27 protein-coding genes are annotated in these 23,483 nt (G+C 73.1%); 14 read left to right on the top strand and 13 right to left on the bottom strand.

What is annotated here, in order from left to right:
- Positions 1 to 23: 23 nt before the first annotated feature.
- Together ACWCSU_RS45795 and ACWCSU_RS45790 are read right to left on the bottom strand one after the other, a co-directional pair.
- Positions 24 to 620: a TetR/AcrR family transcriptional regulator gene (locus tag ACWCSU_RS45795; RefSeq protein ID WP_449942639.1), complete on the bottom strand. Its 597-nt coding sequence runs from the start codon at positions 618 to 620 to the stop codon at positions 24 to 26.
- A 1-nt stretch (position 621) separates the two neighbouring features.
- Complete coding sequence (locus ACWCSU_RS45790; protein ID WP_357707816.1) at positions 622 to 1,011, bottom strand: hypothetical protein; 390 nt, start codon at positions 1,009 to 1,011, stop codon at positions 622 to 624.
- 98 nt (positions 1,012 to 1,109) lie between these two features.
- Here ACWCSU_RS45790 and ACWCSU_RS45785 point away from each other — a divergent pair, with 98 nt between their 5' ends.
- Positions 1,110 to 1,898: a class I SAM-dependent methyltransferase gene (locus ACWCSU_RS45785; protein WP_357707815.1), complete on the top strand. Its 789-nt coding sequence runs from the start codon at positions 1,110 to 1,112 to the stop codon at positions 1,896 to 1,898.
- Between the two features lie 60 nt (positions 1,899 to 1,958).
- Here ACWCSU_RS45785 and ACWCSU_RS45780 read toward each other — a convergent pair whose 3' ends face one another.
- Positions 1,959 to 2,723 carry an NAD(P)-binding domain-containing protein gene (locus ACWCSU_RS45780; protein WP_449942638.1) on the bottom strand — a complete coding sequence of 255 codons (765 nt, stop codon included), beginning with the start codon at positions 2,721 to 2,723 and terminating at the stop codon, positions 1,959 to 1,961.
- Between the two features lie 187 nt (positions 2,724 to 2,910).
- Here ACWCSU_RS45780 and ACWCSU_RS45775 point away from each other — a divergent pair, with 187 nt between their 5' ends.
- Genes ACWCSU_RS45775 through ACWCSU_RS45755 form a run of 5 tightly spaced genes read left to right on the top strand, consistent with a single transcriptional unit; the run spans position 2,911 to position 8,095 of the window.
- Positions 2,911 to 3,081 carry a hypothetical protein gene (locus ACWCSU_RS45775; RefSeq protein WP_357707812.1) on the top strand — a complete coding sequence of 57 codons (171 nt, stop codon included), beginning with the start codon at positions 2,911 to 2,913 and terminating at the stop codon, positions 3,079 to 3,081.
- Entirely contained in the window at positions 3,078 to 3,821 is a 744-nt protein-coding gene (locus ACWCSU_RS45770; protein WP_449942637.1) for an ABC transporter ATP-binding protein, read from the top strand. Before ACWCSU_RS45775 ends, ACWCSU_RS45770 begins: the two co-directional genes overlap by 4 nt.
- Positions 3,818 to 6,235: an FtsX-like permease family protein gene (locus tag ACWCSU_RS45765; RefSeq protein ID WP_449942636.1), complete on the top strand. Its 2,418-nt coding sequence runs from the start codon at positions 3,818 to 3,820 to the stop codon at positions 6,233 to 6,235. The genes ACWCSU_RS45770 and ACWCSU_RS45765 overlap by 4 nt, the downstream gene beginning before the upstream one ends.
- Positions 6,236 to 6,275: 40 nt before the next feature.
- Entirely contained in the window at positions 6,276 to 7,466 is a 1,191-nt protein-coding gene (locus ACWCSU_RS45760) for a sensor histidine kinase (RefSeq protein WP_364087484.1), read from the top strand.
- Positions 7,454 to 8,095 carry a response regulator transcription factor gene (locus tag ACWCSU_RS45755; protein ID WP_364087486.1) on the top strand — a complete coding sequence of 214 codons (642 nt, stop codon included), beginning with the start codon at positions 7,454 to 7,456 and terminating at the stop codon, positions 8,093 to 8,095. The genes ACWCSU_RS45760 and ACWCSU_RS45755 overlap by 13 nt, the downstream gene beginning before the upstream one ends.
- 22 nt (positions 8,096 to 8,117) lie before the next feature.
- On the opposite strand, the gene ACWCSU_RS45750 is transcribed toward ACWCSU_RS45755, so the two are convergent.
- Both ACWCSU_RS45750 and ACWCSU_RS45745 read right to left on the bottom strand, forming a co-directional pair.
- The gene (locus ACWCSU_RS45750) at positions 8,118 to 8,888 is read right to left on the bottom strand and encodes a hypothetical protein (protein WP_449942635.1); all 771 of its coding nucleotides are present in this window, start codon (positions 8,886 to 8,888) and stop codon (positions 8,118 to 8,120) included.
- 49 nt (positions 8,889 to 8,937) lie between these two features.
- The gene (locus ACWCSU_RS45745; protein WP_449942634.1) at positions 8,938 to 9,390 is read right to left on the bottom strand and encodes a MarR family winged helix-turn-helix transcriptional regulator; all 453 of its coding nucleotides are present in this window, start codon (positions 9,388 to 9,390) and stop codon (positions 8,938 to 8,940) included.
- Positions 9,391 to 9,498: 108 nt separating this feature from the next.
- Here ACWCSU_RS45745 and ACWCSU_RS45740 point away from each other — a divergent pair, with 108 nt between their 5' ends.
- Positions 9,499 to 9,942, top strand: coding sequence for a hypothetical protein (locus tag ACWCSU_RS45740; RefSeq protein WP_449942633.1), 444 nt, complete (start codon positions 9,499 to 9,501; stop codon positions 9,940 to 9,942).
- A gap of 211 nt (positions 9,943 to 10,153) precedes the next feature.
- Complete coding sequence (locus ACWCSU_RS45735) at positions 10,154 to 11,380, top strand: cytochrome P450 (protein ID WP_449942632.1); 1,227 nt, start codon at positions 10,154 to 10,156, stop codon at positions 11,378 to 11,380.
- Between the two features lie 51 nt (positions 11,381 to 11,431).
- On the opposite strand, the gene ACWCSU_RS45730 is transcribed toward ACWCSU_RS45735, so the two are convergent.
- Positions 11,432 to 11,995: a TetR family transcriptional regulator gene (locus ACWCSU_RS45730; protein ID WP_449942631.1), complete on the bottom strand. Its 564-nt coding sequence runs from the start codon at positions 11,993 to 11,995 to the stop codon at positions 11,432 to 11,434.
- 78 nt (positions 11,996 to 12,073) lie between these two features.
- On the opposite strand from ACWCSU_RS45730, the gene ACWCSU_RS45725 reads away from it, so the two are divergent.
- Positions 12,074 to 12,931, top strand: coding sequence for an SDR family NAD(P)-dependent oxidoreductase (locus ACWCSU_RS45725; RefSeq protein ID WP_449942630.1), 858 nt, complete (start codon positions 12,074 to 12,076; stop codon positions 12,929 to 12,931).
- 33 nt (positions 12,932 to 12,964) lie between these two features.
- Here ACWCSU_RS45725 and ACWCSU_RS45720 read toward each other — a convergent pair whose 3' ends face one another.
- The 3 genes from ACWCSU_RS45720 to ACWCSU_RS45710 all read right to left on the bottom strand — a co-directional run bounded on the left by ACWCSU_RS45720 (position 12,965) and on the right by ACWCSU_RS45710 (position 15,239).
- Positions 12,965 to 13,588, bottom strand: coding sequence for a TetR/AcrR family transcriptional regulator (locus ACWCSU_RS45720; protein ID WP_357697209.1), 624 nt, complete (start codon positions 13,586 to 13,588; stop codon positions 12,965 to 12,967).
- 97 nt (positions 13,589 to 13,685) lie between these two features.
- Complete coding sequence (locus ACWCSU_RS45715) at positions 13,686 to 14,174, bottom strand: DUF6653 family protein (protein WP_357697206.1); 489 nt, start codon at positions 14,172 to 14,174, stop codon at positions 13,686 to 13,688.
- A gap of 93 nt (positions 14,175 to 14,267) precedes the next feature.
- Complete coding sequence (locus tag ACWCSU_RS45710) at positions 14,268 to 15,239, bottom strand: helix-turn-helix transcriptional regulator (protein WP_449942629.1); 972 nt, start codon at positions 15,237 to 15,239, stop codon at positions 14,268 to 14,270.
- Between the two features lie 62 nt (positions 15,240 to 15,301).
- Between ACWCSU_RS45710 and ACWCSU_RS45705 the strand changes: the two genes are divergently transcribed.
- Entirely contained in the window at positions 15,302 to 16,288 is a 987-nt protein-coding gene (locus ACWCSU_RS45705) for an NADP-dependent oxidoreductase (RefSeq protein WP_357697202.1), read from the top strand.
- Positions 16,285 to 17,337: a winged helix DNA-binding domain-containing protein gene (locus tag ACWCSU_RS45700; protein WP_449942628.1), complete on the top strand. Its 1,053-nt coding sequence runs from the start codon at positions 16,285 to 16,287 to the stop codon at positions 17,335 to 17,337. The genes ACWCSU_RS45705 and ACWCSU_RS45700 overlap by 4 nt, the downstream gene beginning before the upstream one ends.
- Here the strand turns inward: ACWCSU_RS45700 and ACWCSU_RS45695 are convergent.
- Positions 17,326 to 17,733 (bottom strand): hypothetical protein, encoded by a 408-nt coding sequence (locus ACWCSU_RS45695; RefSeq protein ID WP_449942627.1) that lies wholly within the window; start codon positions 17,731 to 17,733, stop codon positions 17,326 to 17,328. The genes ACWCSU_RS45700 and ACWCSU_RS45695 overlap by 12 nt on opposite strands.
- A gap of 112 nt (positions 17,734 to 17,845) precedes the next feature.
- Between ACWCSU_RS45695 and ACWCSU_RS45690 the strand changes: the two genes are divergently transcribed.
- Both ACWCSU_RS45690 and ACWCSU_RS45685 read left to right on the top strand, forming a co-directional pair.
- Positions 17,846 to 18,472 carry a TetR/AcrR family transcriptional regulator gene (locus tag ACWCSU_RS45690; protein ID WP_449942626.1) on the top strand — a complete coding sequence of 209 codons (627 nt, stop codon included), beginning with the start codon at positions 17,846 to 17,848 and terminating at the stop codon, positions 18,470 to 18,472.
- A gap of 28 nt (positions 18,473 to 18,500) precedes the next feature.
- Positions 18,501 to 19,871, top strand: a complete 1,371-nt coding sequence (locus tag ACWCSU_RS45685; RefSeq protein ID WP_449942625.1) for a hypothetical protein — start codon at positions 18,501 to 18,503, stop codon at positions 19,869 to 19,871.
- Positions 19,872 to 19,888: 17 nt separating this feature from the next.
- Here ACWCSU_RS45685 and ACWCSU_RS45680 read toward each other — a convergent pair whose 3' ends face one another.
- The 3 genes from ACWCSU_RS45680 to ACWCSU_RS45670 are packed head-to-tail and all read right to left on the bottom strand — an operon-like array spanning position 19,889 to position 22,366.
- On the bottom strand, positions 19,889 to 20,374 hold the full coding sequence (locus ACWCSU_RS45680; protein WP_449942624.1) for a pyridoxamine 5'-phosphate oxidase family protein: 486 nt from the start codon (positions 20,372 to 20,374) through the stop codon (positions 19,889 to 19,891).
- A complete protein-coding gene (locus ACWCSU_RS45675; RefSeq protein WP_449942623.1) occupies positions 20,371 to 21,804 on the bottom strand; it encodes an MFS transporter in 1,434 nt (477 codons plus the stop codon). Before ACWCSU_RS45675 ends, ACWCSU_RS45680 begins: the two co-directional genes overlap by 4 nt.
- Positions 21,805 to 21,841: 37 nt before the next feature.
- Positions 21,842 to 22,366 carry a hypothetical protein gene (locus ACWCSU_RS45670; protein WP_449942622.1) on the bottom strand — a complete coding sequence of 175 codons (525 nt, stop codon included), beginning with the start codon at positions 22,364 to 22,366 and terminating at the stop codon, positions 21,842 to 21,844.
- Positions 22,367 to 22,535: 169 nt separating this feature from the next.
- On the opposite strand from ACWCSU_RS45670, the gene ACWCSU_RS45665 reads away from it, so the two are divergent.
- Entirely contained in the window at positions 22,536 to 23,450 is a 915-nt protein-coding gene (locus ACWCSU_RS45665; RefSeq protein ID WP_364087529.1) for a LysR family transcriptional regulator, read from the top strand.
- Positions 23,451 to 23,483 lie beyond the last annotated feature (33 nt).

The raw sequence follows: 23,483 nt of genomic DNA, 5'->3' as shown, positions 1-23,483 counted from the left end.
CGGCCATCATGCCCGACGGCCGGTCAGGACGGGCGGGGTGTTCCGGCGGTGGCGCGGTCGAAGAGGTCGACGAGCTCGTCCGCGCAGTGGCCGGGGTCGAGGCCGCCGGCGACGCGGTCGGCCACGGCGTCGATGCAGGCGCGCAGGGACGTGGCCATCAGCACGCTGTCGAACGCCCGGAACGCGCCGGTGCGCTGGCCGTCCTCGAACAGGGCGGCCAGCCTGGCGACGGCGGCGTCCTGCTCGCCGCCCCCCACGGGCGCGCGACCGAACGCGATCTGCTGGACCGCGCGCACGTGGGCGGGGTGGGCGGCGATGAAGGCGATGTTCGCCCTGATGAACGCCTCAAGCCGGGCACGGGCTCCGGACGCGGCCTCGATCGCCGGCCGCATGAAGGCGGCCGCGTCGGTGACGACCTGCCGGACGACGGCCTCGAAGAGCTGCTCCTTGGTGGAGAAATGGTAGGAGATCAGCCGTTTGCTGCTCAGCCCGGCATGACCGCAGATGGCCTCGAACGTGGTCTCCGCGTAACCCCGTTCGGCCAGCACGGCGATCGCGGCGGAGGCGATCTGGGCCTTGCGGGCCTCGGTGGCCGCCTGACGGGTTCCGGAGCTCTCCATGTCAGCCCAGCTTGCCACGCTTCGGGAACGCGGCGCGCACGGCACGGCGGTTGACGACGACCGCGACGGCGGCGACCAGGACGCCGACCACGGCCTGCTCGGCCTTCATCCACACCGGGTAGCCGCTGTCCGGCGCGAGGAGGATGACGACGACGCCGATCGGCGCGGCGAAGGAGACGAAGCGGATGCGCACGTAGGCGGCCCGCCTGCCCTGGGCGGCCTGCCCGGCCAGGGAGACGAGCCAGGCGGAGGCCGCGGCGACGGCGGCGGCGCGCAGCCACACCACCCAGTTGCCGCCGACGACGGCGGCCACGCCCAGCGTGGCGATCGAGAGGACGAGCACGACGGCGAAGAGGATCCGGACGAGCCGCCAGACCTGAGAGTTATCCATATGAATAAATTTACACGCCCGGATAAAGAAGTGCGCAGTCCTTCGCGGTGGAGTGATAATCCGTTGCCGCCCGCGCGGCCGTACGGTCACGATCGACGATGACCGTGACACGAGAGGTGCTGGCCTACTACGCACAGGGCCTGGAGCACGACCGGCTGCGCCAGGGGCGCGGCCGCCTGGAGTTCTGGCGCACCCAGGACGTGCTGCGCCGCACGCTGCCGCCGCCCCCGGCCCGGGTCCTCGACGTGGGCGGCGGCACCGGCGTGCACGCCGAATGGCTGCTGGCCGACGGATACGAGGTGGAGCTGCTGGACCCCGTGCCGCTGCACGTGGAGCGGGCGGCGCTGGTGCCGGGGCTACGCGCCGCGACGGGCGACGCGCGGCGGCTGCCGGTTCCCGACGGCGGCGTGGACGCCGTCCTCCTGCTGGGCCCGCTCTACCACCTGTCCGAGCGGGCCGACCGGGTGCGGGCGCTGAGCGAGGCCCGGCGTGCCGTTCGGCCCGGCGGCGTGGTGGCCGCGGCCACCATCAACCGGTACGCGGCCGTGCTCGACACCGTGAACCTGGGCACCTACCTGGAGGAACGGCAGCGGGAGGCGGCCCACGCCGCCGCGGCGCACGGCGTGATGCTCTCCCCCCGGCGCGGCTTCCCGGCCTACTTCCACCACCCGGACGAGGTTCCCGCCGAGTTCGCCGACGCCGCTCTGCCCGAGGCCGCCCGGTACGGCCTGGAGGGCACGTTCTGGCTGCACGGCGACGTGAACGACTGGCTCGACGACCCCGGACGCCGGGCCCTGCTCCTGGACGCCCAGCGCTCGATGGAGTCGGAGCCCTCGCTGCTGGGCGTCAGCGGACACCTGCTGACCGTCGCCCACCGGCCCGGCTGAGCCCGGACCGCTCCTGGACGACCAGGCCGCCACGCGTCCCTGGCGCCGGGGCGCCCGCGGTCAGGTGAGGCGGTCGAGCAGGTCGTCGAGCGTCTCGGCGAGGGCCTCGGACCTGGCCGGGGTGAACCAGGTGGTGCGGACGCGTTCGTTGCTGCCGTTCGGGGTCTCGTGGTCGGCCGCGAGCCGGGCCAGGGAACGGCTCTCGTCGCCCAGCGCCCGCCCGAGCTCCTGGAAGAGCCCGCGGACGTAGCCCTCGGCGACCTCGGGCGGGACGCCGTGCCCGGTGGCCCACGTGCTGAGCGTGGCCAGGTAGGACAGGTGGGTGGTGAGCGTGGCCGTCAGCGCGGAGAAGACGTTGAAGGCCGCCTCGTCCTCGGCCGCGAGCACGCCGCCCAGCCGTCCGAAGAGGGCGTCGGTCGCCGGGTGCGCCGGCCAGGTCACCGTGACGGAGTCGCGTTCGCGGACGGCGGGCAGGGGGATGGCGCGCACCAGGGGGGCGCCGGTGTCCAGGATCTTGCGCAGCTCCTCGACGGACACGCCGGCCATCACGTTGACCACGATCGTGTCGTCGTCCACGCGCAGGCCGGCCAGCGCCTCGTGCCGGTCAGGGGGGCGCACGGCGATGACGACCAGCTCGGAGCGGTCCACGACCTCCTGGTTGGAGGCGCACACGTGCACGTCCTCGTAGCGCTCCGACAGCTCCGCCGCCGCGCGCGCTCCCCGTGGCGAGAGGAACACCTCGGGACGCTCGCCGGGGCCCTCGCACAGGCCCGTCACGATGGCCCGGCCGATCTCGCCCACCCCGATGACGCCGATCCGCTTCACAGTGTCTTCCTCCGCGATGCATGGTCTTGTGCCTGACGTACTACAGCAGTCTGTACCGTCCTTTCGGTTGCTGGCGGGATTCATCGCGGCGGCCGATGTCCGTAGCGTCGTCTTCATGAGCGATCCGTACAGAATTGACACATATGACCGTTCGGCGCACCGCCCTCGGACCCGGACGCGGCGACCGGTGTCGCGTGCCCTGCTGTGGGTGCTGGCGGTGTGCGGAGCCTCGGTGAACGTGGTGGCCAACATCGTCACGCGGGGCGATCTGAACCCCGTCGGGCTGATGGCGGGTGTGGTGGGCGTGGGCGCCATCGCCGGGCTCATCGTCCTGCACCTCGCCGGGCGCCGATCATGAGCGCGGGCACGGGCATGGGCGCGGTCGTCATGCTGGAGCGGGTCAGCAAGACCTACGGGGACGTGGTCGCCCTCGACGACGTCTCGCTGGCCTTCCCGCGCGGCCGGTTCGTGGCCGTGATGGGGCCGTCCGGCTCGGGCAAGAGCACCTTGTTGCAGGCCGCCGCCGCCCTGGAGCCGCCGACCTCCGGCGAGATCACCATCTGCGGCGTCGAGGTCACCCGCATGTCGGAGACCCGCCGCACGGAGTGGCGCAGGAAGCACCTCGGTTACGTGTTCCAGTCCTACAACCTGCTGCCGACCGTCACCGTCGAGGACAACATCACGTTGCCGCTGCGGATGGCCGGCGTGCGCCCGGACCGGGCCTGGCTCGGCGAGCTGATCGACCGGATGGGCCTGCGCGACCGGCTGCGGCACCGGCCCACGGAGTTGTCGGGCGGGCAGCAGCAGCGCGCGGCGATCGTCCGGGCCCTGGCCGCGCGCCCGGACGTGGTGTTCGCCGACGAGCCGACCGGGGCGCTGGACCTGCGCAGCGCCGCCCACGTGCTGGACCTCCTGCGCGAGCTGGTCGACGACCTGGGCCAGACCGTCGTCATGGTCACCCACGACCCGGCCGCCGCGGCCCGCGCGCACGACACCGTGGTCATGGCCGACGGGCGGGTCCTCGACGTCCTGCCCGCCCCGAGCGCCGAGGACCTGGCCGTCCGGCTGGCCCGGCTGAGCGCGGAGCGGGTCGCGTGATCAGGCTCGCGCTGGCGCTCGCCAAGGCGGGCGGCCTGGTCGTGGTGTTCGCGGCGGTGCTGGGCGGGATGGCGCTGGTGACGGCGACCGGCGTGCTGGTGGACTCGGCCTTCCGCGCTCAGCCGCCCCTGCGGCTGTCGGGCGCGGACGTGGTGGTCTCGGCGCGGCAGTCGATCCCCCTCAAGGAGGAGCCGGACATCGCGCTGCCCGAACGCGCCCGGCTCCCCCGCTCGCTGGTCGCCTCGGCCGCCGGGGTGCCGGGGGTGGCGGCCGTGGCCGGCGACGTCGGCTTCCCCGCCGCCGTCGTCGGGACAACGGAACACCCGGCCGGTGACGCCGGGCGTACCGCCGATCCCGCGACCGCCGGGCACGGATGGTCGTCGCTCGCGCTGAGCGGCCGGGTCACGGCGGGTCGCGCGCCGCGCGCCGCCGACGAGATCGCCGTGAGCGGCGGCCGGGTCGGGGACCGGCTGCGGGTGACGGCGGCCGGCACGCCCGCCACCTACCGGGTGACGGCCGTGGTGGACACCCCGGGCGTGTACTTCCCCGACGACGTCGCCGCCACGCTGGCCGCCCGGACGGCCGGCAGGCCGGGGACGGTGGACCTCGTCGCGGTCCGGGCGACGCCCGGCGTCTCCCCCGAGACGCTGGCCGCCCGGCTGAAGACCCGGCTGGGCGACGGCTACGAGTACGCCACGGGCCGCGACCGGGCCGACGCGGAGTCGCCGGGCGCGGCGGCGGGCCGCGGGCTGCTGCTGGTCCTGCCCTCCTCGATCGGCGGCATCAGCCTGCTGGTGGTCGGGTTCGTGGTGGGTGGCGGCCTGGCGCTCTCGGTCAACCGGCAGCGCCGCGACCTCGCCCTGCTGCGCGCGGCCGGCGCCACCCCGCGCCAGGTGCGCCGGCTGGTGGCCGTCCAGGCGGTGGCGGCGGCGCTGCCGGCCGTGCCGCCCGGGGCCGCGCTCGGCTACTTCCTGGCCGCCCGTTTCGGCGAGCTGCTGGCCGGGATCGGGCTGGTGCGCGCGGACCAGCCGCTGGTCCACGGGCCGCTGCCGGCCGTGGCGGCGACCCTGCTGCTGCTCGGCGTCACGCGGGTGGCGGCCTGGGCGGGCTCGCTGCGGGTCTCGCGCATGCCGGTCGTCTCCGGGCTGCCCGAGCCGCGCACGCCGTCGCCGGCGCGGACGCGCGCGGGGTTGCTGCTCATGCTCGCCGCCCTGGTGCTGTCCGCGATGCCGCTGGTCGTGCGGAGCGAGGCGGCCGTGATCGGCCCGAGCACCGCCGCGATCGTGGCGGTGATCGGCCTGGCCCTGGCCGGGCCGCGGCTGGTACAGGGGGCGGCGCGGGCGGTGTCCGGCTCGCGGCTCATGACGCGGCTGCCCGGCCCGCTCTGGCTGGCGGTGCACAACTGCCACGGGTACGCGCTGCGCACCGCCGGAGCCGTGGCCGCCCTCGGCATGGTCGTCACGCTCGGCCTCAGCGTGGTGCTCACCCAGACCACGATGGCCAGGGCGCAGTCCGACGAGGCCGCCCTGGGCCTGCGCGGGCTCGTCACGATCAGCGCTCCCGGCCTCGGCGGCGTCCCGCGCGACCTGCTGGCCGACGTGCGGTCGCGGACGAAGGCGGCGGGCATGGCGATGACGACCGTGGTGACCGGGCCGCTCCTGGCCGGTGACAGCCCCGCCCTGATGGCCAGACCGGCCATGGCGCTCGGCCCGGACGCCGAGGGCCTGGTCGACCTCGACCTCGCGGACGGCCGGCTGTCCGGGCTCAAGGGCGAGACCGTCGCGGTGGACGAGCACCTGGGCCGGGTCGGCCAGACCATGGACGTGATCATGGGCGACGGCGCGCGGGTGCGGGCGCGGGTGGCCGCCACCTACCGTCGGGCCCTCGGGTTCGGCCCGATCGTGGTCTCCCGCGACCTGGCCACCGCGCACACGACGACCGGCCTGGACAGCGCCGTGCTGGCCCGTCCCGCCGACTTCGGCGACCTCGCGCGCCGCCCCGAGCTGCGCTTCGACAGCCGCGCCGCGGGACCGCAGGCCGCCATGGCCTCGGCGCAGACGCTGGTGAACGTCGCCGTGCTCGCCGTGCTGCTGGCCTACGTGCTGGTGGCGGTCGCCAACCGGCTGGTGGCGACGACGACCGCGCGCCGCGAGGAGTTCGCCGGTCTGCGCGCGATCGGCCTGACCCCGCGTCAGCTCAGGCGCGTGGTGCGCTGGGAGGCGCTGCTCGTGGGGGCCGGGGCGTCGGCGTCGGGGCTGGTGCTGGCCGCCGTGCCGCTGGTGCTGCTGAGCGTGGGCTTCCTGGCCCGTCCGCTGCCGGCGGGGCCGTTGTGGCTGGTACCGGCCTCTATTCTGGGGGCGATGACGATTGTGTCCCTGGCCATGGAGCTACCCGCCCGGAAGATCATGAATTGATGTGAAGAATCTGTGGCGGTTTGTTCGGTATCACCTGATCGTGTTCGCGTCGGCCCTGGCGGCCATGGTCGCGCTGGCGGTGCTCGTCGCGGGCGTCCTGCTCGTCCCGGTGGGCGGGGTGGGGCTCGTCCTGGTGCCGCGCATGATGGCGGTGCTGCACAGGTGGACCGAATGGCAGCGCGTGCAGGCCGGCGCGGTGCTGGAGGTCGACGTCCCGCCGCGCCCGGCGCCGCCCGCCGCGGCCGGGGTGCGTGACCGGTGGCGGCAGCTCCTCCTGGGCACGCGGTCCCGGCGCGACCTGCGCTGGACGGCGCTGCACGTCGCCGTGGGCCTGCCCGTCGCGCTGGTCGCGCTCGGGGTGGCCGGGCTGCTGGTGAACCCCGTCCTGGAGGCCCCGCTGTGGTGGCTGTTCCCGGCCGACGAGCCGCTGCGGCTGCTGCTGGCCTTCCCGGTGACCGGGTGGGAGCGGGCGATCGGCATGGGCGTCGCACAGGTCGTCCTGGCCGCGCCGCTGGCCTGGTGGGCGCTGCCGAGGCTGGCCCGTCTGCACGCCCGCGCCTGCCTGGCCGCGCTCGCCCCGTCGGAGGCCGACCGGCTGGCCGAGCGCGTCGGGGAGCTGACCGAGAGCAGGTCGAACGTCCTCGACGCGCACGCCGCCGAGCTGCGCCGCATCGAGCGCGACCTGCACGACGGCACGCAGGCGCGGCTGGTCGCCATCGCGATGCGGCTGGCGATGGCCCGCGAGGCGCTCGACGACGACGGCGGGCCCGTCGGCCGGCTGCTGAAGGACGCGCATGAGGGAACCGAGGAGGCGATGACCGAGTTGCGCCAGGTGATCCGCACGATGTATCCGCCGATCCTGGCCGACAGGGGGCTGGCCGGCGCGGTGTCCGCCGTGACGGCGCAGGCCGGCCTGCCCGTCGAGACGGACGTGAGCGGCCTCGGCGCCGTGCCCGCCGCGGTCGAGACGGCGGCCTACTTCATCGTCGCCGAGGCGGTCACGAACGCCACCAAGCACAGCGGCGCCGCCCGCGTCGCCGTACGGCTGGCGTCGGGACGCGTGCTGCGCATCGAGATCAGCGACGACGGCAGGGGCGGCGTGGACGAGAGCCGCGGCACCGGCGTCACCGGCATCCGCAGGAGGGCCGCCGCGCTCGACGGTACGGTGAGCATCGACAGCCCCTCCGGAGGGCCCACCCGTCTCGTCGTGGAGTTGCCGTGCGCGTCGTGATCGCCGAGGACAACGTCCTGCTCTCCACCGGGCTGGAACTGCTCCTGACCAGCAAGGACATCGAGGTGGCCGCGGTCGTGCCGGACGCCGACGGCCTGCTGGACGCCGTCACCGAGCACCGCCCCGACCTGGTGATCGCCGACGTGCGGCTGCCGCCGTCGTTCCGCGACGAGGGCATCAGGGCCGCCGTCGCCCTCCGGCGCGCCGACCCCACTCTGCCCATCCTGGTCCTGTCCCAGTACGTCGAGCGCGTCTATGCCCGCGAGCTGCTGGCGCACGGCTCCGGCGGCGTCGGCTACCTGCTGAAGGACCGGGTCAGCCGGGTGGGCCAGTTCGTCGAGGACGTCCGCCGGGTCGCCGCGGGCGGCACGGTCATGGACCCCGAGGTCATCGCCCAGCTCATGGTCGGGCGCGGCGACGGCCTGGACAGCCTCACGGGCCGGGAACGCGAGGTGTTGTCGTGGATGGCCCAGGGCCTGAGCAACACCGAGATCGGCGAACGGCTGACGATCACCGACAACGCGGTGCACAAGCACATCGGCAGCATCTTCGCCAAGCTCGGCCTGGCCGTCTCCGACGGCGGCCACCGCCGCGTCCTGGCCGTGCTGACCTTCCTCGACGACCGCTGACGGGCCCCGGCCGGACGTCCGCCTACGCGTGCGGGTTGGGCCGTACCGTGGCCTCGGGCACGTGTCGCCGCGCCAGTTCGGCATGGACTGGGCAGGCCGGTCGCCCCGCCGGGCCGCCGGGCAGGTCGACCAGCAGGCCGTGCAGGTTCGCCGGGTCACACGGCTGACCGTCCTCGATCTTCCCGGCCCAGGCGTCGTCATGGTCCGCGCCGCGGACGAGTTCGCACACGTTGCCGAAGCGGGTGGCCTCGTTCACCGCGGCGCGCGCCGCCTTCAGGGCTTCGACGGCCGAGGCCAGGTGGCGGCGCGCCGCCGGGTGCAGGAGGCGGTCGCGGTCGGTGGCCACGCCGTCGGTCTCGTCCCGCAGGTTCTCGACCGCTTCCAGCACTTCCATCAGGTACAGGGTCGCGTCGCCGTCGCGCTCGATCCGCTCGTAGGCGTCGTCGCGGCGCAGGCAGGGGTCGGCGGCGCGGGCCGTGGGCCCCAACCGGCCGGGCGTGGCGAGCTTGCGCGACTGCAGGACGAGCACGGGCGTGAACAGCAACGGGCGGTTGCCGTCGGCGTCGGCCTCTCCGGTGGCGATCGGCTCGCCCGGCGCCGCGAGGCCGCCGCGCTCGCCGACCGGCAGCAGCTCGGCTCTGGCCACGACCGCCCATCCCGCCGAGCTGCCCGGCTCGTGGCCCGGCTCGATCTCCTCGGCGTCGATCTGGACGGGAGTCCCCGTGGGGAACCTCCCGGCGAGGTCGGCGAGGTCGTCGGTGGTGCCTACGATGCGCACCTGCTCCTGTTCCATAGTCATTTCTCCTTGCCCGGCGAGGAAACCCGTACGCGCCGGCCCCGGTTCACGTCGCGTCCTGATCGTCGGCGACCACTCGCCTGAGCAGGTCGAGCATCATCTTCGATTCCGCCGGGGAGAGGGCGCGCAGCAGTTCGTCCTGGGCGTCGGCGATCAGGGCGCCGAGCCGCTCCAGATGTTCCTTCCCCTCGGGGGTGAGCGTGACGATGTTGCGCCGGCCGTCGGCCGCGTCGGGACGCTGCCGCAGGAATCCCCGCTCGACCATCGTGGTGACGCCCGTCACCACGTCGCTGCGGTCGATCCCGGTGCATCTGCCCAGATCGGCCTGGCTGGACGGGCCGTACTCGTCGAGGGCCGACAGGATCGCGAACTGGCGCCGGGAACTCGTGCCGGCCAGCGCGCGGTCGGTCAGCCGGTTGGCGGCCATCGCCGTCTGGTTGATCACCCAGCTCGGCAGGGCGCGCAGCCGGGCGGGAGTCGGGTGCGGGGCGCGGTTCACGTCGCCAGGCTAGTCGATTGTTGGTGTGGCCATCAAATATGTGTATTGTTGGTGGCACCATCATTGGTGGCACCAACAGAAGGCGCCGCCGGCACGAAGGAGATCCCCATGACCGTGAACCCCGGACCGCGTCCCAGCCTCGGCCGCGCGCTCGGCGAGACCGCACGCCTGATCGGCAGGCTGCACCGTCGCGCCCTCGCGGACTTCGACGCGGACTTCCCCACCTGGATGTTGCTGACCCTGCTCAAGGAGGCGGCCGCCCCCCTGCCCGCGGACGAGGTGGTGAGGGAACTCGACCGCCGTCTCGACCTGGCCGGGCCGGACGCCGTACGGGTGCTCGAACGCGCCGCGGCGGCGGGGCATGTCGCGTACCGGCTGGGGAAGGCCCCCGCCACGGCAGAGCTGACCGAGGCGGGCGCGGCCTACTTCGCGGCCCTGTACGCGCATGCGCGCGAGATCACGGACGCCGCCTTCGAGGGCATCGATCCGGCCGAGCTGGACACCGCCCTCACGGTGGTGCTCACGGCCGGAGAACGCGCCGCCGCACTGTGACGCCCCCGGCCCACGCGCAGAAATCAGGCGCTTGACTTAAGGCGGCCCGCGTTGGTTGTCTGGATCTGACAGAGGAGAGTGCCGGCGCGTCACGCCGAAAGTCGATGAGCGCCGAGCGGGCCCACGCCACCCGCGCGCCCTGGCCGGCCCCGACGGCCCCCGCCACCACCGGCCCGGCCGGCCGGACCCATCGAGCGGAAGGAACACCGCCATGACGGCACTCCCGGACCAGGACACCGCCGGCACGTTGCCCGAGTTCCCCGGCGTCAGGGCGGCGGCGTGCCCGTTCGACCCGCCGCCCGCCTTGCAGGCGCTCCAGCGGGACACGCCGCTGACCCGGGTACGGCTGCGCGACGGCGGCACCGCATGGCTGGTCACCGGGTACGCCGAGCAGAAGGCGGTGCTGAGCCATCCGCAGGTCAGCTCCGACATCACCCGGCCCGGCTACCCGCTGCCGACGCTGTTCCCCAGACGCCCCGACAGCTCGATCAGCTTCATCCTCATGGACGACCCCGAGCACCACCGGTTGCGCCGCATGGTGCAAGGGGCGTTCACCGTCAAACGGGTCGAGACCATGCGCCCGGCCGTCCAGCGCATCGTCGACGACCTCATCGACGACCTGCTGGCCGGGCCGAAGCCGGTCGACCTGGTGGAGGCGTTCGCGCTGCCGGTGCCGTCGCTGGTGATCTGCGAGCTGCTCGGCGTCCCGTACGCCGACCACGGCTTCTTCCAGGACAACAGCAAGATCATCGTCAAGCGGGACGTGTCGGTCGAGGACAGGGCCGCCGCGGGCGGGCGGCTGAGGCAGTATTTGGACGGGCTCGTCGGCGGCAAGCTCGACCACCCGGGCGACGACCTGCTGTCGCAGGTGGCCGCCCGGGTCACGGCGGGCGAGCTGACCAGGCAGGAGGCGGCCCAGATGGGCGTGCTGCTGCTCGTGGCCGGCCACGAGACCACCGCGAACATGATCGCGCTCGGCACCCTCGCGCTGCTCCGCCACCCCGGACAGCTCGCCCGGCTGCGCGAGGGCGACGACCCCGCGCTGATCGCGGGCGCGGTGGAGGAGCTGCTGCGGTACCTGAACATCACCCACGGCGGACGCCGCCGGGTGGCCAAGGAGGACATCGAGGTCGGCGGCCAGGTCATCCGCGCGGGCGAGGGCATCATCGTGGCCAACGACATCGGCAACCGCGACCCCGAGGTCTTCCCCGCGCCGGACGAGCTGGACGTGCGCCGCGACGCCCGCCGGCACGTGGCCTTCGGCTTCGGCGTCCACCAGTGCCTCGGCCAGCCCCTGGCCCGGATGGAGTTGCAGGTCGCCTACGGCACCCTCTACAAGCGCGTCCCCACCCTCGCCCTGGCCACCGACTTCGAGAAGATCCCCTTCAAGCACGACGGCCAGGTGTACGGGGTGTACGAACTTCCCGTGACCTGGTGACGACGACGCCGGCCCGGGTGTCGAGCCGGCCGCCGGAGGCCCCCTGGCGTCTCAGCTCAGGAACGCGGGCCGGAGCAGGGTGAAGATCCGGTCCGCCAGGGCCTGCCGGTCGGCGGAGCCGTCCGCGCGCAGCCATTCGCGGGCCACCGCGTCGAGTACCGCTCCGGCGGCCGTCGCGGCCAGGTCCGCCTCCAGCGTGGACAACCCGCGCTCGGCCAGCGCCTGGATGATCCGGGTGCGGGCGTGGTCGCGTTTCTGCAGGAGCCTGGCGCGCAGCGCGGGGGTGGACTCGATGAGCCGCATCACCTCGACCTGACTGTTGATCCGCGTTTCCCAGTCGCGCAGCACCGCGTGCAGGCACTCCCAGGGCCCTTCCCCCGGCGGCCGGGCCGAGATCTCCTCGGCGACCCGCTCCGCCATCGTCTCGACCTCGCCGAAGACGACGTCCTCCTTGCTCGGGAAGTAGCGGAAGAAGCTGCGCTTCGAGATGCCGGCCGCCTGGGCGATGTCGTCGACGGTCGTCTCGTCGAACCCGCGCTCGGCGAACAGCTCCAGCGCCCGGGTGGCCAGTTCGACGCGTACGGCGCGCCTCGTGCGATCCCGCAGACCTTCCATGGACGACTACTCTACACCCATTGCCGTATGTGGCACTCGATGCCATATTGAGTGCAACGCTCTACACAGGAGGGTCTCATGCGAGGAAAGACCGCGCTGATCACCGGCAGCACCGGGGGCATCGGCAAGGAGACGGCGCGCGGGCTGGCCGCGCTCGGCGCCCGGGTGATCCTGGTGGGCCGCGACCCCGAACGCGTCCGGCAGGCGGTGGACGAACTGCGCGCGTCCGGCGGCCAGGCCGAGGGCGTCGCGGCGGACGTGACCCGCCGCCGTGACGTGGCCGCGCTCGCCGCCCAGGTGGCCGAGCGCTGCGACCGGCTGGACGTGCTGGTCAACAACGTCGGCGCGAGCCCGCCCCGCCGTACGCTGACCGAGGACGGCGTGGAGGTCACCTTCGCCGCCCACGTGCTGGCGCCGTTCACGCTCACCCGCCTGCTGCTGCCGCTGCTCGGCGGCCGGGTCGTCAACATCACCGGCGGCATCCCCGGCGGGCCGATCGAACCGGACAACCTGCAGGCCGAACGGCGCTATCTGGGGTGGACGTTCAGCCAGTACAACCACACCAAGACGATGCTGATGGCGATGAGCCTGCGCTTCGCCGAAAGGGTCGCCGGCACCGGCGTCACGGTCAACGTGGCCTACCCGGGGCACGGCCACACGCCGATGAACCGGTCGATGACGGCTGCCGGATTCCCCTACCTCTACCGGCCGGTCGTCCCGCTGCTGCGGGTGGCCGCGCCGCGGCTCTTCGGTGACCTGAGCAAGCCGGCCCGCTCCAGCATCCACCTGGCCTCCAGCGCCGAGGTGGAGGGGGTGAACGGCGCCTACTTCAGCATGAAGTGCCGCCGCGTGGAGTGGCCGGCCAGTGTCCTGGATCGGGGCAACCAGGACAGGGTGTGGGCGTTGTGCGAGAGCCTGACGCGAGAGACGGTCTGAGACCCGGCGGGAAGCGACCGCCTCCCGGCCCCTTCACCCACCCGCCGTGCCCGCCTGGGTGAGGCCGGCGGCGACGATGTCGATGAGCAGGTCGAGGATCTTGGGATGGTGGGCGGGGTCGCCGAGCCGTTCGCCGAACATCGGCACCAGGAGCACGCACTGCAGGACGCCGATGATGACGGCGGGTTCGACGGCGACCAGTTCGCCCTCGGCCCGGTGGGCGGCGACGTACTCCACCAGGGCGGTGGCGGGGCTGTCGGACATGGCGGCGATCCGCTCAGGCTCCAGCTTGCGGGCCACGGCCTGCATCTCCTCCGGATGGGTCATCAGGCGGCGCCACAGCGGGTTGACGGCCAGTTCGTCGATGGTGGCGTGCAGGAAGCGGCGCAGCCCCTCGCGGGGGTCGTCGGTGCTCAGCAGCGCGCCGTCGATGACCCGGCGCCTGACCTCGCCCGCCTGCTGGAGCATCAGCTCCAGATACAGTGCCTCCTTGGAGTCGAAGAACACGTAGAAGCTGCTCTTGGCCACTCCGGTGGGGGCCATCAGCTCCTCCAGGGACGTCTTGCGCAGCCCCTGGCTGGTGAACAGCTTCCGGCCGGTCGCCAGCAGCAGGGCGCTGATGCGGGTCTTCTCCTCGGCGGTGAACGCGGGCGGCATCGAAGACGGTCCTTCCTTCAGGCGAACAGATCGTTCATATGGTTTCACGGGCGCGTGCGGACGCGGTCGGGCGCGGCCTTCCGGTCAGGGGCGGGAGTCACTCGGCGGCGCCGCGCCGCAGCCCTTCTTCGTAGATGGCGACGAAGCGGTCGATCTGCCACAGCTGGGAGACGAAGATCAGCGCCCAGCCGAAGACGGCCGGCCATGCCTCGACGCGGACCAGGCCGTACACCATGATCGCGGCGCCGACGGCGGCCATGGCGATCAGCCACCGGATGGCCGGCCGGTGCGCCTCGGCCGCCAGGGAGTGGTCGGCGGCGTACATCTTCTCGCCGTAGATGCCCTTCGACGCCCAGCTGCGCGGCTCGTGGACCGGCTTGAACGCGTGCGGGTTGAGCCACATCCAGATCACGCCCACCGCGACCGGGGCCAAAGCCCACCAACCGAGCTCGTCGCGGAAGTAGATCGGCAGCAGGATCGGCGCCAGGCCGGCCATCCGGGTCCACACGCTCCAGGCGTTGGCGTGCCGCTTCCAGGAGTCGTCGTCGAGACCGAACGTCGCCGCGGCGGCCTGGGTGAGCTTCATGGTTGCTCCTTCAGAGGGGGGTTCGCCGGGAACCTCCCGGCCATGCATCCATAAAACCAGTCTGGCGATTTGTTTTCAACTTGCCCTGTGACCTCAGGTTTCGGCGGGAGCAGGCGACTTCTCGACGGCGTCGAGGAACCGGGTGCCCCAGTCCCTCAGGTGAGCGACGAACTCCGGCGGCTGGAGCACCTCGAACGCGGCGCCGACGTTGCCCAGCGCCTGCGTGGGCCAGTCCAGGCTGGTGGAGATCATCGTGAGCCGGCATCGATCCCGGCCGACCGGTTCGATCTCACCCCATTGGCCGACCATCCGGCGTACGTGCTCGGCGGGTGCGTGAACCAGCGCGACGACCGTGCGGGCGGCCGGAACCTGGGCCGCGGTGCGTACGAACGCGGCGGCGTCCCCGCTGGGCAGCGACCGCGGCAGGAAGGGGGCGCCGGTGTTGCGCGGCTCCGCCAGCCGGTCGAGGCGGAAGCTGCGCCAGTCGTGCCTGGTCAGGTCGTAGGCCACCAGGTACCAGCGGCCCCCGAGCGCGACGAGGCGATGGGGTTCCACCTCACGTTCGGTCTGCGCGCCGCCGCGTGTGGTGTAGCGGAAGCCCAGCCGTTCCTGGTCCCGGCACGCCTGGGCGATCAGCGTCAGCACCTCCGCCGGGATCACCGGCCCGGCGGACGCCGCCGAGACGGTCATCGCGCGCAGCGCGTTCACCCTGGCCCGCAGGCGAGGCGGCAGGACCTGCACGACCTTGGTCAACGCGCGCACCGCCGCCTCGTCCAGCCCCGCGATCCCGCTCTGCGCCGCGTCTCCCATGCCGACCGCCAGCGCGACCCCCTCCTCGTCGTCGAGCAGCAACGGCGGCAGCACGGCCCCGGGCTCCAGCTGGTAGCCGCCGTCGGTGCCCCGGGAGGCGCGTACCGGATATCCCAGCTCACGCAGGCGATCGACGTCCCGGCGCAGCGTGCGTTCCGACACCCCCAGCCGATCGGCGAGGTCCGCCCCCGGCCAGTGGCGGTGCGTCTGGAGCAAGGACAGGAGCGTGAGCGTGCGGGAGCTGGTGTTGGCCATAGGTCCATTGTCCGGGCACTTCCGGTCAAAAACTGACCGGAAGCCTCTCTACGGTGGACACCATGATGAACCACGAGATCCAGTTGACCGCCCAGATCGCCGGCGTCCCCGGCCCCGAGCACTTCACCGTCGCCCGGACGGAGATCGAGGGCGACGTCGTCGTCCGCACCGACTACTTGGGGCTGGCCGCCACCTACCTCGAACTCATGCGGGCCGACTGCCACCTGCCGATCCCGGCCTGGCAGCCCGGCCGGCGGGTGGGCGTGACGGCGATCGGCACCGTGCTGAGCTCGGCCGACCCCGCACTGAAGGAGGGCGATCTGGTCCAGTCGATGAGCGGCTGGAGCACGTACTCGGCGGGGCCGGCGGCCTCGTACGTCAAGCTGGACCCGGCCGCCTATCCCGACCCGAGCTACCACCTGGGCCAGGGCCCCACCGCCTACCACGGCATCGCGGACGTGGCCGAGGTCGGCGAGGACGACGTCGTGTTCGTCTCCGGCGCGGCCGGCGGCGTCGGCTCGCTGGCCGGGCAGATCGCCCGCAACCTGGGCGCCAGGAAGGTGATCGGCAGCGCGGGCAGCCAGGCCAAGGCCGACTACCTCGTGGACGAGCTCGGTTTCGACGCCGCCTTCGACTACCACCACGACCCGGCCGCCGCGCTCAGGGAACTGGCCCCGGAGGGCGTCACCGTCTTCTTCGACACCGTGGGCGGCGCGCTGTACGACGCCGCGCTGGAGGCCGCCGCGCCGGGCGCCAGGTTCGCCCTGTGCGGATCGTTGTCCACGCAGCTCGGCGCCGCGACCGACCGCTTCCCCGAGCCCGACCGCGACGCCGCCCTGGCCAGAGGGGTCGAGCTGCTGCCGTTCTCCTGCCATCACACGCCCGACCAGGTCGCCGCCTGGCACCGCCACTTCCGCACGGCGCTCGACCAGGGCCGTTTCGTCTACCCGCGGACCGTGGTCGAGACCGGCATCGACGGCGTGCCCGGCGCGTTCCTGGCCATGCTGCGCGGCGAGTACCGGGGCAACGTCTCGGTACGGCTGGCATGACCGCCCTGTCCCGCCGGGCGCTCAACCGGGCCCTGCTCCAGCGGCAGTTTCTGCTGGAGCGGTCCGGCCTGCCGGCCCTGGAGGTGATCGGCCACCTGGTCGCCATGCAGGCGCAGGAGCCGAACTGGCCCTATGTCGGCCTGTGGACCCGGCTCCGCCGCTTCACCCACGCCGACCTCACCACGCTGCTCACCGAGGGGCGGGTGGTGCGTTCCGGCTTCCTGCGCAGCACGATGCACCTCACCGTGGCCGACGACTTCCGCCGGCTGCGGCCGGTGTTGCAGCCCGTCCTGAACCGGACCGCCGGCTCGGCGCACTTCCGGCGCAACAACGCCGGGCTCGACGCCGGCACGCTGGTGGCCGACGGGCGCGCCCTGCTGCGGACCGGGCCGCTGCCCAGAAAGGAGCTGGCCAGGCGCCTCGCGGCGCTCCACCCGGGCCGCGACAGCCGGGTCCTGGCCGGTGAGATCGAGCTGCGCACGCCGCTCGTCCACGATCCGGCCACCGCGTCCTGGGGCGGCTGGGGCACCCGTTCGTCGGTCACGGTCGGCGCCGCCCCGGTCGACGCCGTCCGCCCCGCCGCCGTCCGCGACCTGATCCGCCGCTACTTGGCCGCCTTCGGCCCGGCCACCGTGGCGGACGTCCAGGCGTGGTCCGGGTTGACCCGGCTGGACCAGATCGTCGCGGAGATGGGCCCGGAGCTGCGCCGTCACACCGGCCCCGACGGCCGGCGACTGCTCGACCTGCCCGACGCGCCGCTCCCCGACCCCGACACCCCTGCCCCGGTGCGGCTGTTGCCCGCCTACGACAACGCCCTCCTGGGCCACGCCGACCGCGGCCGCATCGTCGCCGACGCCGACCGCAGGCACGTCGCCCCCGGCCAGGCCAGGGTGCTGCCCACGGTGCTCGTCGACGGCTTCGTCCGCGGCACCTGGTCCTGGACCGCGGGCGAGGTACGGGTGACGCCGTTCCGTCCCCTCTCGCCGGAGGAGCGGCAGGCGGTCGACGACGAGGTCGGCCGGCTGCTGCCGTTCCTGTCACAGCGCTGAACCCGGCGTTGAGGTGCGGAGGTCCTTCGGCGGGAAGGGAGGACGCCGGGTGATGCCGTCGGACGGCCGGCGAACCTGCGGCGCGGGATCGCCGCCGAGGTGGCGGGGTTCACGCTCAAGGACGCGGCCCCGGACGAGCTCGCGTCGGCCACCGTCAGCCGAGCGAACTGACCCGCAGGCTCCCTCCTCGCCGGGCGGGCGGTGGCCGACGTTGGCGACCCGCAGCCGCACCCGTCCGTCCCGGACGTGCGCCTCCACGTGGCAGGTACGCGCCGCGGAGTGGCGTACGACGTTGGTGGCGGCCTCGCACAGAACGGTGGCCGGCAGCGCGTCGGTCTCGGCCGGCAGCGCCCCGAGTACAACACCCGCGACGGGCAGGAGGGCGACTGGCTGCACCCCCAATGACGCCGGACTCGACGCCATGGCCGGGCGCGGTCGACCTCGGCACGCTCTGAATCAGCAAAACTTCCAGTTGCTGGAAGTTTCTAGCGAGAGTACATTTACCCGCATGCAGGAGTCGCGGCGGGAGCGGAAGAAGCGGGAGACCCGGCAGCGCATCGTGTCGGCGGCCATCGCCCTGTTCGAGGAGCAGGGCTACGAGCAGACCACCGTGACGCAGATCGCCGCGGCGGCCGACGTCGACCCCAAGACGTTCTTCAACTACTTCCGCACCAAGGACGAAGTGCTCTTCATCGACCTGGAACGCGACTTCGACGTGCTGGCCGGGGCCATCGCGGACCGCCGCCCGGCGGAGGGCCCCGGCGAGGTGCTGGCCAGGGCCGTCGAGCTGTACGCCGCCCACCGCCGGCCCAAGGTCCCCGTCAAGGAGGCCGAGGAGCTGGCCGGCGTGACCCGGCTGGCCCTGACCACACCGGCGCTCCAGGCCAAGGGGCTCTACCTGCTGCTCGACCTTCAGCAGCGCGTCACGGACGAGTTGCTGAAGGCGTTCCCCGGCCTCGACCCGGTCACCGCGGCCGCGATGACCGGGGCCCTGATGGGCGCCATTCAGCAGGCGGGCCTGGCCAGCGTCCGGCTCGGCCGGTCGCAGGAGGAGTTGTGGGCGGCCGCCAGGCACGGCGTCGAGGTCGCCATGCGCGGCCTGCTCTCGGTGCCGCCGCCCACCCCTGGCCCTTGACGCATCACCGGAGACAGGAGCGACGATCATGGGGGAAAGCGTCCGGCGGCTCGCCCGCGACATGCGGCGCGCCGTACGGGAAGGCCCTGAGGCGATCGCGCGGCGGCGGCGGGCCCGGCTGGCCGAACTGGTGCGGCACGCCCGCGCCCACTCGCCCTACTACCGCGAGCTGTACCACGACCTGCCGGAGGGGGCCGACGACCCGGAGTTGCTCCCGGTCACCGGCAAGCAGGCGTTGATGGCCCGCTTCGACGACTGGGCCACCGACCGCGAGGTGACCCGTGAGCGGGTCGAGGCGTTCGTGGCCGACCCCGATCTCGTGGGCCACCGGTTCCTCGGCCGTTACCTGGTCACCACGACCACCGGCACCAGCGGGCAGCGCGGCCTGTTCGTGCAGGACGACCACTGCCTGGCCGTCCACACCGCCACCGGGCTGCGCACCGGCGCCGGGTTGTCGGCCCGCGACGTGCTGCGCACCCTCGCCCGCGCCGGCCGTACCGCCGTCGTCACGGCGCCGCGCGGCCACTTCGCCACCCTCGCCGGGCCGGCACGGGCGGCCCTGGACCGGCCGTGGCTCGGCCGGTTGATGCGGGTCGTCCCGACCGACCAGTCGATGGAGAGCATGGTCGACGAGCTCAACCGGTTCGATCCGGCGAGCGTCGCGGGGTTCGTGGGGCTGCTCACGCTGCTGGCGGGGGAACAGGAGGCCGGGCGGTTGCGCATCCGTCCGGCGCTCGTCATCCCCGGCGGCGAGACGCTGAGCCCGCAGGCCCGGGAACGCCTGGCCACCGCGTTCGGCGCGCAGGTCCGCGCAGCCTATGCCTGCGGCGAGTGCGGTTTCCTCACGTCCGGCTGCCGGGAGGGCTGGTACCACGTCAACAGCGACTGGGTCGTCCTGGAGCCGGTCGACGCCGACCACCGGCCGGTGCCGCCCGGGCAGCTCTCGCACACCGTCCTGATCAGCAACCTCGCCAACCGGGTCCAGCCGATCCTGCGCTACGACCTCGGCGACAGCGTCCTGATGCGTCCGGACCCCTGCCCCTGCGGCAACCCGCTGCCGGCCGTCCAGGTGCAGGGGCGCGCGGCCGATCTGCTCACCTTCCCCGCCGAGGGCGGCGAGCGGGTCGGCATCTCCCCCATGTCCTTCAGCACCGCGCTGGCCGTGCCCGGCATGGACCAGTTCCAGCTCGTCCAGACCGCGCCCACCGTCCTGCGGGTACGCCTGCGGGTCGCCGGCGGCGCCGACGCGGACCGGGTGTGGCAGGCCGCCCGTGACCGGGTCGTTCACCTGCTCACCGAGCACAGAGCCGGTCACGTCACGATCGAGCGTGCCGGGGAGCCGCCGGAGCAGTCGGCCGGCGGGAAGTACCGCAAGATCATCCCGCTGCCGGGTCCCTGACGGTGTCCGGGGGCCTCTCAGGCTTTGTCCGTGGCCTGCCAGATGCGGCTGCGCAGGTCCATGCCCCGGATGACCTGGACGCGCCAGGTGTCCAGGCGCAGCACGTGCAGCTTCGGATCGGCGGGCGAACGCCAGAAGTCGCCCAGGTCGTAGCCGGCCCCGGGCGGGCTGGTCCGCCGGTAGAGGTCCCACACGTGGCGTTTGACGGCCAGGTCGTCCACCCACTCGGCCACGGTGTCGACGGCGACGGAGTCGTTGCCGGGCATCCAGTACGAGAAGTTCGTGTGCGGGTTCCCGGCGATGTGCGCCGCCTTGACGGGGGTCCTGTACGTGGCGAGCCAGCCGAGCGGCCGGCCGTCGACGTTCTCCCAGACGGGGATCAGCACCCTGGTCCTCGGCCGTCCCTTGGCGTCGACGGTGACCATGGTGGCGTAGCCGATCCGGCCGATGGAGGCGTTGAACTCGTTCTCGATCTCGGCGAACGATCGTACCCGCACGGTCATGAACGGCTCCCGAGGTCGGCGGCCGGCCGGGTGCGGCGCAGGCCGAAGGCGGTGACCAGCACGCCCAGCGCGGCGGCGGCGATCGGCACGTACAGCGCGGTGTGGAAGCCGTCGAGCATCCCCTGCGGCGAGGTACGGCCGGCGGTCGCGGCCGTGGCGACGGCGGTGACCACCGCGAGCCCCAGACCCGCGCCGAACTGGAAGGACGTGTTGAGCAGGCCGCCCGCCAGGCCCTGCTCCTCCTCGGCGATCCCGTCGGTGGCGGCGATCGTCAGCGGCCCGTAGACCAGCGCGAACGCCAGCCCGAGCAGGATCATGGTCGGGAACATGGCGGCGTACGTCCAGTCCAGGGCGATCGGCTGGAACAGCGCGTAGGCCGCCGCGGCCAGCAGCAACCCCCCGAAGATCACCCGGACGTTGCCGAAGCGGTTGACCAGCCAGGGAGTGAGCGTCGGCGCCAGGACGGCGTCCACGCCGATGGCGAGCAGGGCCAGCCCGGTCTCCAACGGCGACCAGCCGCGCAACTGCTGCAGGTAGAGCACCGCGATGAACTGGAAGGCGAAGAACGAGCCGGAGAACAGGACGGCGCCCAGGTTCGCGCGGACGAGCGGACCGGACCGGAAGATGCCCAGCCGCACGAGCGGAGAACGTGACCTGCGCTCGATGAGCACGAACGCGGCCAGCGACGCCAGGCTCGCGGCCAGCAGGAGCGCCGTCGTGACCCATCCGGTGTGCGCGGCCCGTTCGACGGCGAGGACGAGCAGCAACACCGAGGCGGTGACGCTGATCGCGCCCGCGAGGTCGAACCCGGACCGGGAACGGGCCGAACGGTCGTCCTTCGGCACCAGAACGAACGCCCCGGCGAGGATCGCGGCGGTCAGCAGGACCGGCGCGAAGAACACCCAGCGCCAGCTGATCGCGGTCAGCAGGCCGCCGACGACCAGGCCGAGGGAGAACCCGGCGGCGGCCGTGCCCGCGTAGACGAGCAGCGCCTTGTTGCGCAGCCGGCCCTCGGGGAAGCCGGTGGTGATGACGGACAGGCCGGCGGGGGTGAGGAAGGCCGCGGCGATGCCCTTGACCAGGCGGGACAGGATCAGCGCCCAGCCCTCGGTGGCGAACCCGCCCACCCCGGAGAAGACGAGGAAGACCGCCAGCCAGAACAGGAACATGCGACGGCGGCCGAGCAGGTCGGCGGCGCGGCCGCCCATGAGCATGAAACCGCCGTAGCCGAGCACGTACGCGCTGACCACCCACTGCAGTTCGCCGGTGGTCATGCCCAGCTCGGCCTGGATCGACGGCAGGGCGACGCCCATCATCGAGACGTCCACGCCTTCGAGGAAGATGGCGCCGCACAGGACGAGCAACATCGCCCAGGCTCGCCCGCTCATGCGGTCGGGCACGGTGTGGGCGCCCGGTCGTTGCAACAACATGACTTGCTCCTTGATCGGTCGATGGGTACGGCCGGGGTTATGCCGGGGCCGGTCCGGTGAGGGCGGGGATGATCCCGAGGTCGCTCTGGAAGACGAGGTTGTGCAGGTCTGCGGAGGCGATGGCCCGCAGTGTGGGCAGTTCCGCCGCGGCGTCGTCCTCGGTCGTGACGTTCAGCGGCCACTGGCCGACGGTGCCGCCCTGCAGGTGCGGGAGGTGGAATCCGGCGCCGTGGAAGGCGTGCAGGCGGACGGGGTTCACGCCGGCGGCCCGCTGCGCCGGCCAGGACAGCTCCCACAGGGCGTCCAGGCCGCGTTCGAGGGTCCGACGCACGCCGGTGGCGCTGGTCAGCCCGGTTTCGAGGAGCAGGTGGGTGTTCAGCTCCTCCAGGGCCCGGCGGGCGTGCGGATCGATGAGCGGCACCGCTCGCAGGAACAGCAGATCCGTGTCCTGCCGGGTCCGGGCCGGGCGGCCCGGTGGCCGGTCATGGAGGTGGTCGCGCAGGTCGGCGAAATGCCGTCGCAGCGCGGTCAGATGGGGAGGAGATGTGACGGAGAGGGTCATACGATTCCTGTCCGGTGGCAGTGCTCCGCAAGGGGCGCACGCGAAAGGGGATCGGGCCGGACGTGTCGACGTCGTTCCGGCATATCCACAATCGAAGATTCCGTTGTCCGGAACAAGGACGATCTGCGGCAGAATCGGTGATGCAAACTAATCGATCGAGGTCAAGGCGATGGAACGGCAAGAGATCGAGGCATTCCTGACGCTGGCCGAGGAGCTGCACTTCGGGCGTACGGCCGAACGGCTCGGGCTGGCCCAGGGCCGCGTCAGCCAGATCATCAAGAAGGTGGAGCGGACCATCGGCGCCCCGCTGTTCGAACGCACCAGCCGCCGCGTCACGCTCACCCCGATCGGCCGGCAACTGCGCGACGGACTGCTCCCCGGCCACCGGCAGATCCAGCGGGCCGTCGCCGAGGCCCGCGTCGCCGCGCGCGGCCTGACCGGCACGCTCCGCGCCGGCTACTCCGCCCCCTGGTGCGCCGAGATCCTCATCGCCGCCGCCGACCTGCTCCACGTCCGCAACCCGGCCGCCCAGGTGCAGGTCACCGAGGTCCAGCTCTACGATCCCCTCGGCCCGCTGCGCGCCGGCGCCCTCGATCTCCAGCTCACCGAGCTCCCGATCGACGAACCCGACGTCACGGTCGGCCCCGTCGTCTTCAGCGCGCCCCGCGCGCTCATCGTCCCGGTCGGGCACCCCTTCGCCGAGCGTGCCTCGGTCTCGTTGGAGGACTACGCGGCCGAGCCGATGATCACCGTGGGCGGCGGCGCCGTCCCGGCCTACTGGCACGAGCACCACTACCCGTCCGCGACCCCGTCCGGCCGGGCCGTGCCGAGGGGGCCCGTCGCCACCTACTGGCACGAGATCCTGCCGCTGGTCAGCAGCGGCAAGGGCGTCTCACCCACCTGCCTGTGGGCCGCCCCCTACTTCGCCCACCCGGGCATCGTCCACGTCCCCCTCGACGACGCCCCGCCGATCGAGTACGGCATCCTCTGGCCGACCGCCCGCGACACACCCGCCGTCCGCGCCTTCGCCGACCTCATCCGCCAGGCCGCCGCCCGACGCACGGACCACTCGACCGGCCAGTAGGCCGCAAGCGGGTCGCACGGAGGCGGGCGAGTG

This window comes from Nonomuraea sp. NPDC001699, assembly GCF_053596455.1.
The sequence above is the reverse complement of the archived record's forward strand: the minus strand, read 5'-3'. Positions and strand labels throughout refer to the sequence as shown.

Excerpts from the sequence above, each read along its gene's own strand:
- ACWCSU_RS45790 (WP_357707816.1), bottom strand. The coding sequence starts at position 1,011 with ATGGATAACTCTCAGGTCTGGCGGCTCGTCCGGATCCTCTTCGCCGTC.
- ACWCSU_RS45770 (WP_449942637.1), top strand. The coding sequence starts at position 3,078 with ATGAGCGCGGGCACGGGCATGGGCGCGGTCGTCATGCTGGAGCGGGTC.
- ACWCSU_RS45730 (WP_449942631.1), bottom strand. The coding sequence starts at position 11,995 with ATGGAAGGTCTGCGGGATCGCACGAGGCGCGCCGTACGCGTCGAACTG.
- ACWCSU_RS45740 (WP_449942633.1), top strand. The coding sequence starts at position 9,499 with ATGACCGTGAACCCCGGACCGCGTCCCAGCCTCGGCCGCGCGCTCGGC.
- ACWCSU_RS45700 (WP_449942628.1), top strand. The coding sequence starts at position 16,285 with ATGACCGCCCTGTCCCGCCGGGCGCTCAACCGGGCCCTGCTCCAGCGG.
- ACWCSU_RS45720 (WP_357697209.1), bottom strand. The coding sequence starts at position 13,588 with ATGCCGCCCGCGTTCACCGCCGAGGAGAAGACCCGCATCAGCGCCCTG.
- ACWCSU_RS45710 (WP_449942629.1), bottom strand. The coding sequence starts at position 15,239 with ATGGCCAACACCAGCTCCCGCACGCTCACGCTCCTGTCCTTGCTCCAG.
- ACWCSU_RS45680 (WP_449942624.1), bottom strand. The coding sequence starts at position 20,374 with ATGACCGTGCGGGTACGATCGTTCGCCGAGATCGAGAACGAGTTCAAC.
- ACWCSU_RS45715 (WP_357697206.1), bottom strand. The coding sequence starts at position 14,174 with ATGAAGCTCACCCAGGCCGCCGCGGCGACGTTCGGTCTCGACGACGAC.
- ACWCSU_RS45735 (WP_449942632.1), top strand. The coding sequence starts at position 10,154 with ATGACGGCACTCCCGGACCAGGACACCGCCGGCACGTTGCCCGAGTTC.
- ACWCSU_RS45690 (WP_449942626.1), top strand. The coding sequence starts at position 17,846 with ATGCAGGAGTCGCGGCGGGAGCGGAAGAAGCGGGAGACCCGGCAGCGC.
- ACWCSU_RS45665 (WP_364087529.1), top strand. The coding sequence starts at position 22,536 with ATGGAACGGCAAGAGATCGAGGCATTCCTGACGCTGGCCGAGGAGCTG.
- ACWCSU_RS45795 (WP_449942639.1), bottom strand. The coding sequence starts at position 620 with ATGGAGAGCTCCGGAACCCGTCAGGCGGCCACCGAGGCCCGCAAGGCC.
- ACWCSU_RS45705 (WP_357697202.1), top strand. The coding sequence starts at position 15,302 with ATGATGAACCACGAGATCCAGTTGACCGCCCAGATCGCCGGCGTCCCC.
- ACWCSU_RS45725 (WP_449942630.1), top strand. The coding sequence starts at position 12,074 with ATGCGAGGAAAGACCGCGCTGATCACCGGCAGCACCGGGGGCATCGGC.
- ACWCSU_RS45750 (WP_449942635.1), bottom strand. The coding sequence starts at position 8,888 with ATGGAACAGGAGCAGGTGCGCATCGTAGGCACCACCGACGACCTCGCC.
- ACWCSU_RS45675 (WP_449942623.1), bottom strand. The coding sequence starts at position 21,804 with ATGTTGTTGCAACGACCGGGCGCCCACACCGTGCCCGACCGCATGAGC.
- ACWCSU_RS45685 (WP_449942625.1), top strand. The coding sequence starts at position 18,501 with ATGGGGGAAAGCGTCCGGCGGCTCGCCCGCGACATGCGGCGCGCCGTA.
- ACWCSU_RS45670 (WP_449942622.1), bottom strand. The coding sequence starts at position 22,366 with ATGACCCTCTCCGTCACATCTCCTCCCCATCTGACCGCGCTGCGACGG.
- ACWCSU_RS45785 (WP_357707815.1), top strand. The coding sequence starts at position 1,110 with ATGACCGTGACACGAGAGGTGCTGGCCTACTACGCACAGGGCCTGGAG.